The 15,623-nt window shown below is 70.9% G+C and carries 14 protein-coding genes and 2 pseudogenes; 3 read left to right on the top strand and 13 right to left on the bottom strand.

The window, feature by feature from the left end:
* Positions 1-110: 110 nt before the first annotated feature.
* The 10 genes and pseudogenes from OG617_RS34255 to OG617_RS34300 all read right to left on the bottom strand — a co-directional run.
* A pseudogene (locus OG617_RS34255) lies at positions 111-983 on the bottom strand (enoyl-CoA hydratase); the annotation flags it as partial.
* Positions 984-991: 8 nt separating this feature from the next.
* Complete coding sequence (locus OG617_RS34260) at positions 992-1,984, bottom strand: acyl-CoA dehydrogenase family protein (protein ID WP_405097366.1); 993 nt, start codon at positions 1,982-1,984, stop codon at positions 992-994.
* 26 nt (positions 1,985-2,010) lie between these two features.
* Positions 2,011-3,144: an acyl-CoA dehydrogenase family protein gene (locus OG617_RS34265; RefSeq protein ID WP_405097368.1), complete on the bottom strand. Its 1,134-nt coding sequence runs from the start codon at positions 3,142-3,144 to the stop codon at positions 2,011-2,013.
* A complete protein-coding gene (locus tag OG617_RS34270) occupies positions 3,145-3,882 on the bottom strand; it encodes an enoyl-CoA hydratase family protein (protein WP_405097370.1) in 738 nt (245 codons plus the stop codon).
* Positions 3,879-4,337: a MaoC/PaaZ C-terminal domain-containing protein gene (locus tag OG617_RS34275; RefSeq protein WP_405097372.1), complete on the bottom strand. Its 459-nt coding sequence runs from the start codon at positions 4,335-4,337 to the stop codon at positions 3,879-3,881. Before OG617_RS34275 ends, OG617_RS34270 begins: the two co-directional genes overlap by 4 nt.
* Complete coding sequence (locus OG617_RS34280; protein WP_405097374.1) at positions 4,334-4,777, bottom strand: MaoC family dehydratase N-terminal domain-containing protein; 444 nt, start codon at positions 4,775-4,777, stop codon at positions 4,334-4,336. Before OG617_RS34280 ends, OG617_RS34275 begins: the two co-directional genes overlap by 4 nt.
* 31 nt (positions 4,778-4,808) lie before the next feature.
* Entirely contained in the window at positions 4,809-5,576 is a 768-nt protein-coding gene (locus tag OG617_RS34285) for an SDR family oxidoreductase (RefSeq protein WP_396673482.1), read from the bottom strand.
* Positions 5,577-5,712: 136 nt separating this feature from the next.
* Positions 5,713-6,786: an NAD(P)H-dependent flavin oxidoreductase gene (locus tag OG617_RS34290; protein ID WP_405097376.1), complete on the bottom strand. Its 1,074-nt coding sequence runs from the start codon at positions 6,784-6,786 to the stop codon at positions 5,713-5,715.
* On the bottom strand, positions 6,783-7,535 hold the full coding sequence (locus OG617_RS34295; protein ID WP_396679859.1) for a CoA-transferase subunit beta: 753 nt from the start codon (positions 7,533-7,535) through the stop codon (positions 6,783-6,785). Before OG617_RS34295 ends, OG617_RS34290 begins: the two co-directional genes overlap by 4 nt.
* 95 nt (positions 7,536-7,630) lie before the next feature.
* Positions 7,631-8,467: pseudogene (locus OG617_RS34300) on the bottom strand (CoA transferase subunit A); the annotation flags it as partial.
* A gap of 258 nt (positions 8,468-8,725) precedes the next feature.
* On the opposite strand from OG617_RS34300, the gene OG617_RS34305 reads away from it, so the two are divergent.
* Positions 8,726-9,319, top strand: coding sequence for a TetR/AcrR family transcriptional regulator (locus OG617_RS34305; RefSeq protein WP_405097378.1), 594 nt, complete (start codon positions 8,726-8,728; stop codon positions 9,317-9,319).
* Positions 9,320-9,396: 77 nt separating this feature from the next.
* Here the strand turns inward: OG617_RS34305 and OG617_RS34310 are convergent, their stop codons facing one another.
* Both OG617_RS34310 and OG617_RS34315 read right to left on the bottom strand, forming a co-directional pair.
* Positions 9,397-10,617, bottom strand: coding sequence for an acetyl-CoA C-acetyltransferase (locus OG617_RS34310; protein ID WP_405097380.1), 1,221 nt, complete (start codon positions 10,615-10,617; stop codon positions 9,397-9,399).
* A 289-nt stretch (positions 10,618-10,906) separates the two neighbouring features.
* Positions 10,907-12,502 carry a FadD3 family acyl-CoA ligase gene (locus tag OG617_RS34315; RefSeq protein WP_405097382.1) on the bottom strand — a complete coding sequence of 532 codons (1,596 nt, stop codon included), beginning with the start codon at positions 12,500-12,502 and terminating at the stop codon, positions 10,907-10,909.
* A 45-nt stretch (positions 12,503-12,547) separates the two neighbouring features.
* Here OG617_RS34315 and OG617_RS34320 point away from each other — a divergent pair, with 45 nt between their 5' ends.
* Together OG617_RS34320 and OG617_RS34325 are read left to right on the top strand one after the other, a co-directional pair.
* On the top strand, positions 12,548-13,705 hold the full coding sequence (locus OG617_RS34320) for an acetyl-CoA C-acetyltransferase (RefSeq protein WP_405097384.1): 1,158 nt from the start codon (positions 12,548-12,550) through the stop codon (positions 13,703-13,705).
* Positions 13,680-14,501: an SDR family oxidoreductase gene (locus OG617_RS34325; protein WP_405097386.1), complete on the top strand. Its 822-nt coding sequence runs from the start codon at positions 13,680-13,682 to the stop codon at positions 14,499-14,501. The genes OG617_RS34320 and OG617_RS34325 overlap by 26 nt, the downstream gene beginning before the upstream one ends.
* 54 nt (positions 14,502-14,555) lie before the next feature.
* Here the strand turns inward: OG617_RS34325 and OG617_RS34330 are convergent, their stop codons facing one another.
* Positions 14,556-15,617, bottom strand: coding sequence for an acyl-CoA dehydrogenase family protein (locus OG617_RS34330; RefSeq protein ID WP_396679705.1), 1,062 nt, complete (start codon positions 15,615-15,617; stop codon positions 14,556-14,558).
* Positions 15,618-15,623 lie beyond the last annotated feature (6 nt).

The following is a 15,623-nucleotide window of genomic DNA, read 5'->3' on the forward strand; positions in this document are numbered from 1 at the left end:
GTACCGACCGATCATGCGTCGCGTTCCGGGCCGGCGGCCGCGCCCCCCTGAGAGCCGGTAGCGCCGGTGGCGGCGCTGGAACCGGCCACGCTGGACCCGGCGGCGCGGCTCGCGGAATCCCGCATCGAGCGGGCGTCGTGACCGGCCAGCGAGTCGGCGCCGACCTCGGCATTGTGCGCGTGCGCCACGTGGTGCAGCCCGAAGACCGAGTCCATCCCGGCGTGCAGGCCCATCAGGTCCTCGGCCTGGTTGACGGCCTTCTTGGTCAGCGCCAGCCCGAGCCTCGGCATCTCGGCGATCCGGCGGGCGATGTCCCGGGTCGACTCAGCCAGCGCGTCCCGGGGCACCACCCGGTTGACCATGCCCAGTTCCAGGGCGCGCGCGGCCGGGACCCGCTCGCCGAGGAAGAGGAACTCCTTGGCGAACCGTGGCCCCATCACCCACGGGTGGGCAAAGTACTCCACGCCGGGAATGCCCATCCGAACCACCGGATCGGCGAAGAACGCGTCGTCGGCGGCCACGATCAGGTCGCAGCACCAGGCGAGCATCAGCCCACCGGCGACACAGGCGCCCTGCACCATGGCGATGGTGGGCTTGGGGATCTCCCGCCAGCGCCGGCACATCCCCAGGTAGACCTCGGACTCCCGGGCAAACCGGCTGTCCGCGCCGCTCTTGCCGACGTGGTCCCACCAGAGACCGGCACGGCGCGGAAAGGACGTGTCGATGTCCCGACCCGGCGTACCGATGTCGTGGCCCGCCGAGAAGTGTTCCCCCGCTCCGGCCAGAACGATGACCCTGACCTCGTCGTCGGCGACCGCCCGATAGAAGGCATCGTCCAAGGCGTAGGTCATCGCCGAGTTCTGGGCGTTGCGGTACCTCGGCCGGTTCATGGTGACCGTCGCCACCCCGCCGTCGACCGTGTAACGCACCACCTCGTCGACCGCGTCGCGCCCAGCAGCTTCGTCGCGCACTCCGCCCGCCATTTCGTCGCTCACGCCGGTTCCTCCTTCAGGTCGAGCGCGCCGGCCAGCCGGTCCAGGTGCGCGTCCACGTCACATCCAGCGGCCAACGCCCAGGTGCGCTTGGCATAGAGATGCAGGTCGTACTCAACGGTGTAGCCGATGGCCCCGTGACACTGGATCGCCGCCCGTGCCACGTCCTGGGCCGCTTCGCTCGCCAGCACCGCTGCCATCGAGACGTCCGTGGCGCGGCCAGGGCGCCGCCGGGCAAGTGCCCACCCCGCAGCGTGTACGGCGGGAGCGGCGAACTCGATGCGCAGCAGCGCGTCGGCGAGCTGGTGCTTGACCGCCTGGAAGCTGCCGATCGGCACCCCGAACTGGCGGCGCTGGCCGACGTACTCCACGGTCAGGTCGAGCATCCGCCGGCCGAGCCCGACCAGTTGGGCCGAGGTGGCCAACTCGGCCCGGTGGCGGGCCAACGACACCAGCTCCGGATCATCGGTGACCAGTTCCCCGGTGGCGTCGGACAGTCGGGTCAGCGCCCGGGAGCCGTCCACCGTGGGCAGCACCGGATCGGGTTCCGGCGCGACGAGCCGGGCATGCGTGTCGGTGAGCACGAGCACCAGATCGGCCCGGGCGCCGTACGGGACGAGGCGGTCGGCACCGGCCAGGGCGACCCGGGTGGCCCCGGACAGGACAGCCGACAGGCGCTGGTCACCGGCAGCGGCCAGCAACGGCGCCACCACCGTGGCGGTCTCGGCGACCGGCAGCGGCACGGCCGCGTAGCCGAACTCCTCCAGCAACGGCACCAGATCGGTCTCGTCCAGGCCGAGCCCGCCGGCTTCCTCGGGCACCGCCGCGCCGAAAACGCCCATGGTCGCCAACGCGTCCCAGAGCCCGTCGAGCGCGGCGGGCTCCCCGGCGGGCCAGGCCGCCCGTACCACGTCGGGCGGGCACTGGGCGGCGAGCAGTTCCCGGACCGTGTCGCGCAGCGCGACCTGGTCCTCGGTGAGAGCGAAGTGCATGTCCCTCCCTACGGGGAACCGGACCGTCAGGCCCGGGGCAGACCGAGCACCCGCTCGGCGACGATGTTGCGCTGAATCTCGTTGGTGCCGGCGTAGATCGGCCCGGAGAGCGCGAAGAGGAAACCCCGACTCCACGGCCCGTCCAGCTCGGCGGCGGGGCCGAGCAGGTCCAGGGCGGTGGCGTGCAGGTCGATGTCCAGCTCCGACCAGAACAGCTTGTTGAGGCTGGACCTGGCCCCCGGCTGCCGGCCCGCCAGCAGCTCGCTGACCTGGCGCAGGGTGAAGAGCTGGTACGCCTGCGCGTTGATCCAGGACCGGACCACCCGGTCCCGCGATCGGGACGACAGGCAGCGGGACCGGGCCAGTTCGACGAGCCGGTCGGCGGCGGAGAGGAACCGGCCGGGCGAGCGCAGAGTCAGCCCCCGCTCGGAGCCGGTGGTGGCCATCGCGACCCGCCAGCCCTCGTTGACCCCGCCCAGGACGGCGCTGTCCGACACGAAGACGTCGTTGAGGAAAACCTCCGCGAAGCCCTCGTCGCCGTCGAGCCGGCCGAAGCCGCGTACTGTCACCCCGGGTGTGTCCAGCGGGACCAGGAAGTAGGTCAGTCCTCGGTGCCGTTGCGCGGTCGGGTCGGTGCGGAACAGCCCGAAGAGGTGGGTGCAGAACGCACCCCGGGTGGTCCAGGTCTTCTGCCCGGTGAGTCGCCAGCCACCGGCCGCCTCGTCACGCACCGCCCGGCTGGTGATGCCGGCCAGGTCACTGCCGGCCTCCGGCTCGGACCAGCCCTGGCACCACAGGTCCTCGGCGGCGGCGATCCGGGGCAGCAACAGGTCCTGCTGTGCCGGCGTACCGAAGTCGAAGAGGGTGGGGGCGAGCAGGAAGATCCCGTTCTGGGTGACCCGTTGCGGGGCACCGGCGGCGTAGTACTCCTCCTCGAAGATGAGCCACTCCCAGAGGGAGGCGTCGCGACCCCCGTACCGGGCTGGCCAGGAAACCGCCGCCCACCGCGCGGCGAAGAGCTGTTTCTCCCACTCGACGTGCCGGGCGAACCCCTCCCGGGTGTCGCCCGAAGGCAGCGGGGTCGCGGGCACATTGGCCCGCAGCCACTCCTGGGCCTCGGCCCGGAACGCCGCCTCGGTCGGGGTGTCGGTCAGCTCCACTCAGGACCGCCCGAACTCGTCACGGACCCGGTCGGCCACCCCGGACAGGTTGAGCTCGAAGGTGAACCCCTGCTCGTAGCGGTAGCTGCGCTTGACGTCCCAGGGGTCGATGCCGTTGAGCGACGCCTTGGCCGCCCGCATCACCGTCGGGTTCTTGGCTGCGATCTCCCCGGCCACGGCCAGCGCCGCCGCACGCAACTCCGCGCGGGGCACCACGGTGAGCACCGAACCGTAGGCGTGCAGCTCGGCGGCGGTAACCGTGGCGGAGGTGTACATCATCGCCCGCATCCGGTGCTGTGGCACCAGCCGGGACAGGTGGGTGGCCGCGCCGAGCGCGCCCCGGTCCACCTCGGGCAGGCCGAAGGTGGCGTCGTCGCTGGCGACGATGATGTCCGAGTTGCCGACCAGACCGATGCCACCGCCCAGGCAGAAGCCCTGCACGGCGGCGATGACCGGCACCGGGCAGTCGTAGACGGCGGCGAACGCGGCGGCGCAGCCCCGGTTGACCTCGACCAACGCACCGAAGTCGGTGGCGGCCTGCAACTCCTTGATGTCCACCCCGGCGTTGAAGCCCCGGCCCTCGGCGCGCAGCACCACCGCCCGTACGGCGGAATCGGCACCCAGCTGGGTGAGCGCCTCGGCCAGACCGAACCAGCCGGCGACCGGCAGGGCGTTGACCGGCGGGTAGTCCATCACGACCTCGGCGACACCGTCGCCGTCCACCGTCGTATTGATCATGCTTGCTCCTCCGGTTTCGGTGACCGTCCGGCCACGAACGTCGCCCAGCCCTGGACGGCCACCGCGCCGCTCTGGGTGCTACAGGTCAGCTCCAGGTCGAGACGGGCTTCCCCGTCCTGCTCGTACTCCCGCGCCACCTGGCCGGTGCAGGTGAGGGTGTCGCCGGGGAAGACCTGCGCGGCGAAGCGCACCCGGTACCGGCGTACGGCGTCGACGCCGAGCCAGTCGGTGGCCCAGGTGGCCAGCAGGCCGGCGGAGAGCATGCCCAGCGCCAGCGGCGCCGGCAGCCCGGCGGCACGGGCGAACGGCTCGTCGTGGTGGATCGCGTAGAAGTCCCCGGACGCGCCCTGGTAGCGGACCAGGTCGGTACGGGTCAGCGGCCCGTAGACCAGCGGCTCGGGAACGACAGCGGCACTGGTGTTGGCGCTCGGACTCGGACTCGTGTTCGTGCTCATGACGGCTCCCCCAGCCCGGCGGTCTCCACCCCGGTCAGCCGCGCCTCGGCGACCAGCCGACCGGTTTCGTCACGGAACTCGGTCACCATGACGGCGAAGGTGAGCCGGCCCCGCCGGCCCTCCTTGTCGTAGATGTCCTCGATCCGCGACCGGCAGGTGAGCTTGTCCCCGGCCCGGGGCGGCGTGCCGTGGAAGATGAACTCCTGCTCGGCGTGCAGTCCCCGGCTCGGGTCCATCCGCACCTCCCGCCAGGGGTCGGCGTCCTCGGACTGCCAGAAGACCATCGTGGTGAGGAAGGTGGCCGGGCTGACCGGTGCCGGGTCCGCCAGGTAGGCCGGATTGTCCGAACCGGTCGCTGCCGCGAACTCGCGGATCTTCCCGCGCTCGATCTCCATGCCGAACTCGGTTCCGGTGTGGCCCTTCGCCGCGACATCTACCATCAGGCTCTCCCGTCTCAGGGTGCTGGGTACCTCAGGGGTGCTGGCTACTGACCGAGATGACCTCGCCGACCAGATAGGAGGCGTAGTCACTGGCCAGGAAGACGATCACGTTGGCGACCTCCCACGGCTCGGCCGCCCGCCCGAACGCCTCCCGGCCGGTCAGCTCGGCCAACAGCTCCTCGGTGGTGACCTTGGACAGGTGCGGGTGCATCGCCAGGGACGGGGCGACCGCGTTGACCCGCACCCCTGCCTTGGCTGCCTCCAGCGCGGAGGCGCGGGTCAGCGCCATCACGCCGGCCTTGGCCGCCGCGTAGTGCGCCTGGCCCTCCTGGGCACGCCAGCCGATGACCGAGGAGTTGTTGACGATGGCGCCCGTCCGCCGGGGCATCATGTGCCGCAGCGCGGCCCGGGTGCAGCGGAACGTGCCGGTCAGGGTGACGTCCAAGACGCTGTGCCACTGCTCGTCGGTCATGTCGACCACCTCGGCGGTGCCGCCCAGTCCGGCGTTGTTGACCAGGACGTCGAGGTGCCCGTAACGGTCGATCACCGTGTCGAACATCCGCTGTACCTGCGTCTCGTCGGTGACGTCGCAGACAACCGAGACCGGCTCGCTGCCCATCACCTCGGCCAGCCGTTCGGCGGCCTCGGCGAGCCGGCGCTCGTGCCGGTCGCTGATCGCCACCCGGGCGCCCTCCTGGGCGCACCGTTCGGCAGTCGCGTAGCCGATGCCGGTGCCGGCGGCGGCGGTCACCAGCACGGTGCGGCCGGCGAGCAGTTGATGACTGGTGGGTGCGGACACTGGTACTCCTTAATGGTCACGTCCCGGCTGGTCCGGGCAGCGAGCAGGTGCCATGCGACGGGTACGGGACGCCTAAGCTGATCCGGGCAGACACCCAGGCTGATCCGGGTCGACCACCGGGACGACCCCCTCGATCTCATGCGTCGGCATCGGCGTCCGCACCGAACGTCGCCAGCACCGTCCGAGCCTGGTCCATGATCCGGTCGATCAGCTCAGCGCAGCTCGGCAGATCGTCGATCAGGCCGCTGACCTGACCGGTGGACATCACCCCGAGCTCCGGTCGACCGTCGACCATCGCGGCCTTGAGCAGCATCGGGGTGTTCGCCGCCAACAGGACCTGACTCAGCGCCAGACCGTGCGAGCTGCGCATGGCCAGCCCCTCCCGGACCATGTCCCGCCACGGCGTGCCGGTCAGCTTCTGGAAGGCGATCGCGCTGCGCAGCGCCCGGCCCAGCCGCCGGGCCCGGCCCGCGTCGGCCAGCCCGTCCACGAACGGGGTACGCAGCAGGCGCTGCGGGACGCCGTCCAGCGCGTCGGTGACCACCGTGTCGGTCACTGAGGCACCCAGATAGAGCTGCTTGACCGCATCCGGCACGTCGCTGTCACTGGTCAACAGGAAGCGGGTGCCCATCGCGACCCCGGCAGCACCGTAGGCGAGCGCCGCCACCAGACCACGACCGTCGAAGAAGCCGCCGGCCGCGATGACCGGGATGTCCACCGCGTCGACCACCTGGGGCAGCAGCAGGGTCGTCGGCACCGGGCCGGTGTGACCACCGCCCTCACCGCCCTGTACGACCACCGCGTCCGCGCCCCAGCCGGCGACCTTCTCCGCGTGCCGGCGGGCGCCCACCGAGGGCACCACCACCACACCGGCGTCCTTGAGCCGGGCGATCAGGTCGGGCTTGGGCGCGAGCGCGAAGGAGGCCACCTTCACCCGCTCGCGGATCAGCAGCGCGACCCGGTCCAGGATGTCCGGGGCGTCGGCGCGCAGGTTCACGCCGAACGGCGCCTCGGTCAGTTCCTTCGTCTCGCGGATCGCCGACTCCAGCTCGGCGAGACTCATCGTGGCACTGGCCAGGATGCCCAACCCGCCGGCGTTGGCGGTGGCCGAGGTCAGCCGCGCTCCGGAGACCCAGCCCATGCCGGTCTGCACGACGGGGTAGCGCACTCCGAAGAGGTCGCAGATCCGCGTGTGCAGCGCCGCCGTCAACGGACTTCCTTCGATCGGGCGTCCCGGGGGTCGATGACCTCACGGATCAGACGCAGTTCCTCGGCCGTCGGCAACCGGGTTTCCGGCACGTCCTCTGGTACGACCAGCTCGAACCCGGTGGCGGCCAGCACCTCGGGCACGGTGACGCCGGGGTGCACCGAGACCAGTCGCATCCGGTGGTCCGGGGTGGCGAAGTCGAAGACGCCGAGGTTGCTGACCACCCGGCGCAGTTCATGGAAGCGGGTCACCACGTCGCCGGCAGCGGCGGCCCGGTCGTAGCCGACTCCGCAGACCATGTCGACAGTGGCGGTGAAGATCCGAGGGCTGTGCCGAGACACCCAGTAGCTGGTGGGGTGGTGCACGGTGTTGCCCGGCGCCCCCCGGACCCCGAGCAGTTGCACCTTGGGCCGGTCGAAGTCGCCGATGGCGGAGATGTTGGTGTTGCCGTAGCGGTCGATCTGACTCGGCCCCATCATCACGTGCCGCCGGCCGCCGTAGATCAGATCGAAGATGTGCCGGAACGGGATCCAGCCCTCGATCACCGGCGGCGCCTCGCCGATCGCCCAGGTGCCCTGGGTCAGGTACGCCTCCCCGTCGGAGAGGAGCAGGTCCGGATCGAACGTCGCACGGGCCAGCCGGGCGCCGATCGTCGGGATCAGCCCGATCGGACTGGCCAGGATCTCGCCGTCCCCGCGCCACGCCTCGGCGCAGGCGACCACACAGACCTCTGCCCTGGTCGCGCTCCGCACCGCCGTACCTCCGCTGCCCACGTCGCTCACTTGCCCTCTCCCCTGCCGCTGGCGACCGCCGGACCCCCGGTTGTCTGCGCTGTCTGCCGGTCCCGCACCGCCGCCTGGTAGCCGGCCTCGTCCGTGTCCAGGTAGCGCGCCCGGAACTCGGTCCAGGCAGCCGGATCGGCGGCTGCGGCTGCGTATTCCCGCTGGAACTCCTCGTCCCGCCCGTAGTCCGGATCGCAGGAGGTGAAGTGCGCCCCGTTGGGCGCCTCGACCACGCCCCGCACCATCCAGCGCTGGACCCGCAGGGTGTGTACGGAGGCGGTGGCGGTCAACTCCTCGGTGGACACGATCCGCTCACAGGAGACGTAGGCCCGGTCGGCGGCCTGGCAGAAAAGGTCGTCGAAGTACGGATCGGGGCCGAGGAACTGGGCGTTGCCGTGCATGTCAGCCCGGTTCAGGTGCACCAGCGCGGCGTCCAGCCGCAACGCCGGTACGGCCACCAACTCCTCGGCGCCCTCGTACGGGGACACGACGGTCCGCAGGTCGGGGTTGACCCGGAGCACGTCGGAGCCGAGCCCGGCCCGGGTGGGCAGGAAGGGCAGCCGGGAGGCCGCCGCGTACAAACCCAACTGGAGCATGCCCTCGTCGTACTCGGTGACCTCGACGGTGCCGGCCTGCCGGGCGGCCCGGAAGTGCGGCTCCAACGGGATCGAGTCGAGCGAGACGAAGCCGTAGATCAGCCGACGCACCTTGCCCGCCGCGAGCAGCAGGCCGACATCCGGACCGCCATAACCGACGATGGTCAGATCGGTGAGGTCGGAGCGCATAATCGCCCGAACCAGAGACATCGGCTTACGCCGCGATCCCCAACCTCCGATACCGACGGTCATCCCGGAGCGCAGCTCCGCCACGACCTCGTCCTCGGTCATTCGCTTGTTCGCCATCGCCGCCTTCTTGCCATTGGTACCGCCTGGCTACTCACCGTCGGATGGGCCCGTCAGATCGACCAGCATCCGCGCATCTCGACTCCGGTGATTCGGTTGGCGCCAACATAGCAAGCGCTTGGTTGGTTGCGCTACACTCGGCGGCGAGTGGTACACCACAACCGGCGCCGGTACACTCCGGGGGCCGTTGAGTCGGGGCACCTCTCGTAGTCCCCAACGAGCAATACCTCCATTCCGTCGAGCTGTCTGCGAGAAAAAATGGCGCGAGAGTCTGTAGACCGGCGCGAGGCGATCCTCGACAGCGCCGCCTCCCTGTTCGCCCAGAAGGGCGTGGCCGCGACCACCGTCCGCCAGATCGCCGATGAAGTCGGCATCCTCTCCGGCAGCCTCTACCACCATTTCGATTCGAAGGAGGCCATGGTCGACGAGATCATCTCGTCCTACCTGGAGGACCTCCGGACTCGTTACGAGAATGTGCTGAAGCGGGAGACCAATCCCCGTGACAAGTTGCACGACCTGGTAGCGGCCTCCCTGGAAGTGGTCGAGGCCCACCCGCACGCCACCGAGATCTACCAGAACAACGTCAACTACCTGCTTCAACTCGACCGGTTCAGCTATCTGAAGTCTGCTGGCAAGCAGGTGCAGAACAGCTGGCTGCAGGTCATCGAGGAAGGCATCGCCGAGGGCGCCTTCCGGGCCGATCTCGACCCGAAGATTCTCTACCGGCTCATCCGGGACGCCGTGTGGCTGTCGGTACGCTGGTTCAAACCCAGCAAGGACTACCCCATCGCCAGCCTGGCCGAGGACTGCACCTCACTGTTCCTGGACGGGCTCACCACCACCCGGGCCTGACCGGCCCGGCGCCGGCCACCCAGCAGCCTTGCCGGCCAGGCAGTCGGTGCCGGGCGGCGCGTGCCCGTCGACGCCGATCAGGACAGTCGCTCGATCACCAGCGCCATCCCCTGCCCGCCGGCGGTGCACATGGTCTCCAGGCCGAACTGCTTGTCCCGGAACCGCAGCGAGTTGATCAGGGTGGTGGTGATCCGGGCGCCGGTCATCCCGAACGGGTGTCCGAGCGCGATCGCTCCACCGTGGACGTTGACCCGGTCCGGGTCGATGCCGAGCATCCGGTAGGACGGGATCACCTGGGCCGCGAACGCCTCGTTGATCTCCACCAGGTCGATGTCGGCAACGGACATCCCGGCATTGGCGAGCGCCCGCCGGCTGGCCTCCACCGGGCCGAGCCCCATGATCTCCGGGCTGAGCGCCGACACACCGGTGGCCACGATCCGGGCGAGCGGCGTCAGGCCCAGTTCCCGAGCCCGTACGTCGCTCATCACCACCAGTGCGGCGGCACCGTCGTTGAGCGGGCAGCAGTTGGCTGCGGTCACCGTCCCATCCGGACGGAACACCGGGCTCAGGGTGCTGACCTTGTCCAGGGTCACCCCGGCGCGGGGGCCGTCGTCGCGGTTGACCACGGTGCCGTCGGACAGCGTAACCGGGGTGATGTCGGTGGCCCAGAAGCCGGCGGCGGCTGCCTGCTCGGCCAGGTTCTGGCTTCGTACGGCGAACTCGTCCTGTTCCCGGCGGGTGACGCCGGACCGCTGCGCGACGTTCTCCGCGGTCTGGCCCATGGCAATGTAGACATCCGGCTCCGCACCGTCCTCGCGCGGGTCGCGCCACACCTCAGCCCCGGCCTCGGCCCGCCGGACGGTGCGTTCCTCGGCGGCGGCGTACCGGGCATTGTGGGTACCCGGCGCACCGTCCGACTTGCCCCGGTCGTACCGAGAGACGACCTCGACACCGGCGGAGAGGAAGGCGTGCCCCTCGCCCGCCTTGATGGCGTGGAAGGCCATCCGGGTCGTCTGCACCGAGGACGCGCAGTATCGCTGCACCACCGTGCCCGGTACGTCGTCGAGGCCGAGTTGCAACGCGACCATCCGGCCGAGGTTGTAGCCCTGCTCACCAGCCGGCTGCGCGCACCCGAGCAACACATCGTCGAGGTCGTGCGGGTCGAACGCGGGCACCTGCGACAGTGCGGCACGCGCGATGGTGGCAGCAAGATCGTCGCCGCGCAGCCCGGTCAGTGAGCCCTTGAAGGCCCGGCCGATCGGCGAACGCGCGGCTGCCACAATCACGGCTTCTGGCATAGCTTGCCCCCTTTGTTGAGTGACCATCCAGCCGCCGTCCGCCGGCAGCAGCCCGCCGTTGAGATACCGGCGAGCGGGGAGAGCAGGAAGAGAACCGGACCGGCGAAGTCGCCCAGCATTCCGGCACGGCACATCGGGTTGCGGGGAATCGGGGAGCGACCCAACTGACGCCGGCGGCCACCGCGACGGGTTTCGCCGGCCACCAGACCCAACTCCACACCAGTAACCTAACAAGCGCTTGGTCAGTCTCGCAATGCCCCCCGCACCCTCGCCGACAGTGGCGCCCGACTCACATCGCCTCCCGGAGGGAGGACTTGACCACCTTGCCGCTGGCATTTCGCGGCAGGGCCTCGACGAGGATCACCGACCGGGGCACCTTGTAGTTGGCCAGGTTCGCCCGGCAGAAGGCGACGACCTCCGCCGCCTCGATGTCACTGCCGGGATGCGGCACCACAAAGGCCCGACCCACTTCACCGAGGCGGTCGTCCGGCACCCCGACAACGGCCGCCTCGGCCACCCCCGGATGCCGGGCCAGCGTCTGTTCGATCTCGGCGGGATAGGCGTTGAACCCGCCCACGATGAACATGTCCTTGATCCGGTCGGTGATCCGCAGGTAGCCCCGCTCGTCGAGTACCCCGACATCGCCGGTACGCAGCCAACCGTCCGAGTCGATCGCCTCCAGGGTGGCCGCCTCGTCCTCGAAGTAGCCCCGGGTCACGTTGTAGCCCCGAATCAGCACCTCACCCGGCTCGCCGGCCGGCAGCGGCACGCCGTCGAACCCCACCACCCGTACGTCCACGTCGGGCACGGGCGCGCCACAGGTGGTGGCGACGGTGACCGGGGTGTCCTCCGGCCGGCACATGGTGGCGGTGCCGCCCGACTCGGTCAGCCCGTAGGCGGTCAACACCGTCGGCATGGCCAACTCGGTGCGCAGTCGCTCGATCAGCGCCACCGGGACCGTGGTCGCGCCGGTGATCGCGACCCGGAGGCTGGACAGGTCTCGCCCGGCACGCTCCGGATGATCGAGGATCGAGGTGTACAACGTCGGCGGACCAGGCAGTACGGTGATCCGTTCCCGCTCGACAAGGTCCAGGGTGGCCGCCACATCGAGCACCGGCTGCGGCACGATCGCCGTACCACGCAACAGGCAGGCGATTATCCCGGCCTTGTAGCCGAACGTGTGGAAGAACGGGTTGACCAGCAGACAGCGGTCACCGGGGCGGAGCGTGGCCCGCTCGGACCACGAGACATAGAGCTGGATGGTCTGTCCGTGGGCAAGCAGCACCCCCTTGGGCTGCCCGGTCGTGCCCGAGGTGAAGAAGATGTCGCAGAGGTCGTCCGGGGCGACCGCCGCCGCCCGCCGCCGCGCCTCGGCCACCGGGACCGCCGCACCCCCGGCCAGCAGGTCGTCCCAGGCCAGCACGGACCGGCCGGCGGCAGATCGGGGCGGGTCACCCGCCATCACCACCACCGTCGACAGGTGCGGCAACTCCTGGTCGTCGAGCATCGCCACGTAGTGGTTGCCGAGGAAGCCGTCGTCGGTGATCAGCAGCCGGGCCCGGGTCCGGCCCAGGATGTACGCGGCCTCAGCCCCCTTGAAACGCGTGTTGAGCGGCACCAGCACCGCCCCGGCGCTGACCGCGCCGAGCGCGGCCACCACCCAGCGCCAGCCGTTCGGTGCCCAGATCGCCACCCGGTCCCCGGGTGTCACGCCATGGCCGATCAGCCCACGGGCGAATCGCTCCGTCTCGTCGGCGAGCTGCGGGAAGCCGAGTCGCACCGCGCCGTCGACCACGGCGTCACGGTCCGGATAGGCGTACGCACATCGGCGCACGAGGTCGGGAATCGTCCTGGCAGTTGTTGGGTCGGTCACGTCCGTCAGCACCGTCGCAGGTTACCAACCGAGCGCTTGGTTGGTAAGGTCCGAGACGTGACGGACACAGAGGCATACCTTGTTGACGCCGTTCGGACCCCGGTCACCAGACGCAACGGCGGACTCTCCGGGGTCCACCCGGCCGACCTCGGGGCCCACGTTCTGCGTGCCCTCGTCGACCGGACCGGCATCGACCCGGCCGCCGTCGACGACGTGATCTTCGGCTGCGTCGATGCGATCGGCCCGCAGGCCGGCAACATCGCCCGCACCTCCTGGCTGGCCGCCGGGCTTCCCGAGGAGGTGCCCGGTGTCACCGTGGACCGGCAGTGCGGCTCCTCGCAGCAGGCGGTGCACTTCGCTGCCCAGGCCGTCCTCTCCGGCACCGCCGACCTGGTCGTGGCCGGCGGCGTACAGAACATGAGCAAGGTGCCGATCTCCTCGGCGATGACCGCCGGCGTACCGCTCGGCTTCACCGACCCGTTCTCCGGCTCAGCCGGCTGGCGCGAGCGCTACGGCGACCAGGAGATCTCCCAGTTCCGGGCGGCCGAGCTGATCGCCGCCAGGTGGAACATCAGCCGGGTCGAGATGGAGGAGTTCGCGCTGGAGAGCCACCGGCGTGCCATCACCGCCATCGACTCGGGACGCTTCGTCCGCGAGATCGTCCCGCTGGACGGGGTCGAGGTTGACGAGTGCCCGCGCCGAGACACGTCGCTGGCGAAGATGGCCGGCCTGGAGCCGCTGACCGAGGCGGGCCGGGTCACCGCCGCGCTCGCCAGCCAGATCTCCGACGCCGCCGCGGCGCTGCTGGTCGCCTCGCCGCGCGCGGTCGCCGCCCACGGCCTACGCCCCCGCGCCCGCATCCACCACCTCAGCGTCCGCGCCGCCGACCCGGTCTACATGCTCACCGGACCGATCCCGGCCACCGAGTACGCCCTGAACCGCGCCGGCCTGCGCGTCGAGGACATCGACCTGGTAGAGATCAACGAGGCGTTCGCCCCGGTCGTGCTCGCCTGGCAGCAGGAGACCGGCTTCGACCTGGACCGGGTCAACGTCAACGGCGGGGCGATCGCGCTCGGCCACCCACTGGGCGCGACCGGCGTCCGGTTGATGACCACACTGCTCAACGAGCTGGAGCGCACCGGTGGCCGGTACGGGCTCCAGACCATGTGCGAGGGCGGAGGGACGGCCAATGTCACCATCATCGAGCGGCTCTGACCTGAACCGGTCGGCGACCGCGCTGGCCCGGTTGGCCACCCCGTTGACCGGACAGGTGGCGGTGGTGACCGGCGGCACCCGGGGCATTGGACGCGCGATCGCCGCCCGACTACGGTCCACTGGCGCCTCAGTGCTGGTCTGCGGACGATCCGAGCCCGCCGACCTGCCGGACGGGATCGAGTTCACCGCCGCCGACGTACGCGACCCGGCGCAGGCCGGCCAGCTGGTCGACGAGGCGGTCCGCCGCTTCGGCCGGCTGGACATCGTGGTGAACAACGCGGGCGGCTCCCCCTCCGTACCCGCCGCGACCGCCTCCCCCAACCTGGCGACCTCGGTGGTCCGGCTCAACCTGCTTGCCCCGTTCTTCGTCGCGCAGGCGGCGAACGCGATCATGCAACAGCAGGAGACCGGCGGCCTCATCCTCAACATCGGCAGCGTCGCCGCCATCCGCCCGGCCCCGGGCACCGCCGTCTACGCCGCCGCCAAAGCCGGCCTGGCGGTGCTGACCCAGGCCCTGGCCGTGGAGTGGGCCCCTGCGGTACGCGTCAACTGCATCACCGTCGGCATGGTGCGCACTGAGGAAACCGCTGACCACTACGGCGACGAGGAAGCCCTGGCCGCCGTCGCCGCCACCGTCCCGCTCGGCCGGATGGCGACCCCGGACGACATCGCCGACGCGTGCCTGCTTCTCACCTCACCACTGGCCGGCTACGTCACCGGCGCCAATCTGGTGGTCGACGGTGGCGGCCAGCGGCCCGCCTACGCCGACACCGCCCGCCCGACCCCACACCCATAGCGAAGCCGTCCTGATGGGCCGGCCCCGACGGAGGTGATCAAGCAGCTCGAAACCCTAGAGACCGGCCCGGGTGGCGATCAGCCGGCGCAGGGTCACCTCGTCACCGAGCAGCAACTGGTTTGCGGTGGCCCGCTTGAGGTAGAGGTGCGCGTCGTGTTCCCAGGTGAAGCCGATCCCGCCATGCAGTTGGATGCTCTCCGCCGTCACCGCGTAGGCGGCCCTGGTGGCGACCAGCTTGGCCACCGGGGCGGCCACGGCGAACTCCGCCGTACCGGCCACGCGCAGTGCGTACCAGGCGCTGGAGGTGGCCGCCTCGACCGCCACGGCCAGATCGGCGATCCGGTGCCGCAGCGCCTGGAAGTGTGCCAGCGGTACGCCGAACTGCTCACGCGTCTTGAGGTAGTCGATGGTCAGCTCCAGGCTGGCCCGCGCCACCCCGACCGACTCGACCGCGAGTGCCGCCCACAGCAGGTCCAGGGCATGAGCCACGCCCCGCCGGCCGACCAGGGTGGCGGGCGTCGCGGTGAACTCCAGTCGTGCCTGGCGACGGGTCGGATCCAGGGTGGCGTACCCGGTACGCCGGGCGTCGCCGGTCCGCACCGCGTACAGGCCCGGTTCTGCGTCGCACACCGCCGCGACGACGGCCACGTCGGCGACCTGCCCGTCCAGGACATGTTCCTTGACGCCGTCGAGCAGGTAGCCGTCGCCGGACCGGCGGGCGGTGCAGGTCCAGCTTTCCGGCGTCCAGCCCACGCCCGGCTCGGCCAGCGCCAGGGTGGCGATGGTGCTGCCGTCGGCGATCCCGGCCAGCAGGTCGGCAGCCAGTTCCCCGTCGACGGCCGCCGCCGCTGTGACCGTGGCGAGGTACGGCGCCGGGAGCAGCACCCGCCCCGCCTCCTCCAGGACGAGTCCCACCTCCACCTCGGAGGCGCCGAACCCGCCGTACTCCTCACTGATGGCCAGCGCCGCCACGCCCAGTTCGCCGGTCAGCCGTTGCCACAGCCCGGCGTCGAAGCCCTCGGCCGCGCGGACCCGTGCGGAGGTGGCATGCCGGCTCAGGAAGCTCCGGACCGTGTCGCGTAGTTCCGCCTGCTCGGCGGTGAAACCGAACTCCACCCGTAC

This window comes from Micromonospora sp. NBC_01412 (genome assembly GCF_045040215.1).
Taxonomy (GTDB): Bacteria; Actinomycetota; Actinomycetes; order Mycobacteriales; family Micromonosporaceae; genus Micromonospora; species Micromonospora rubida.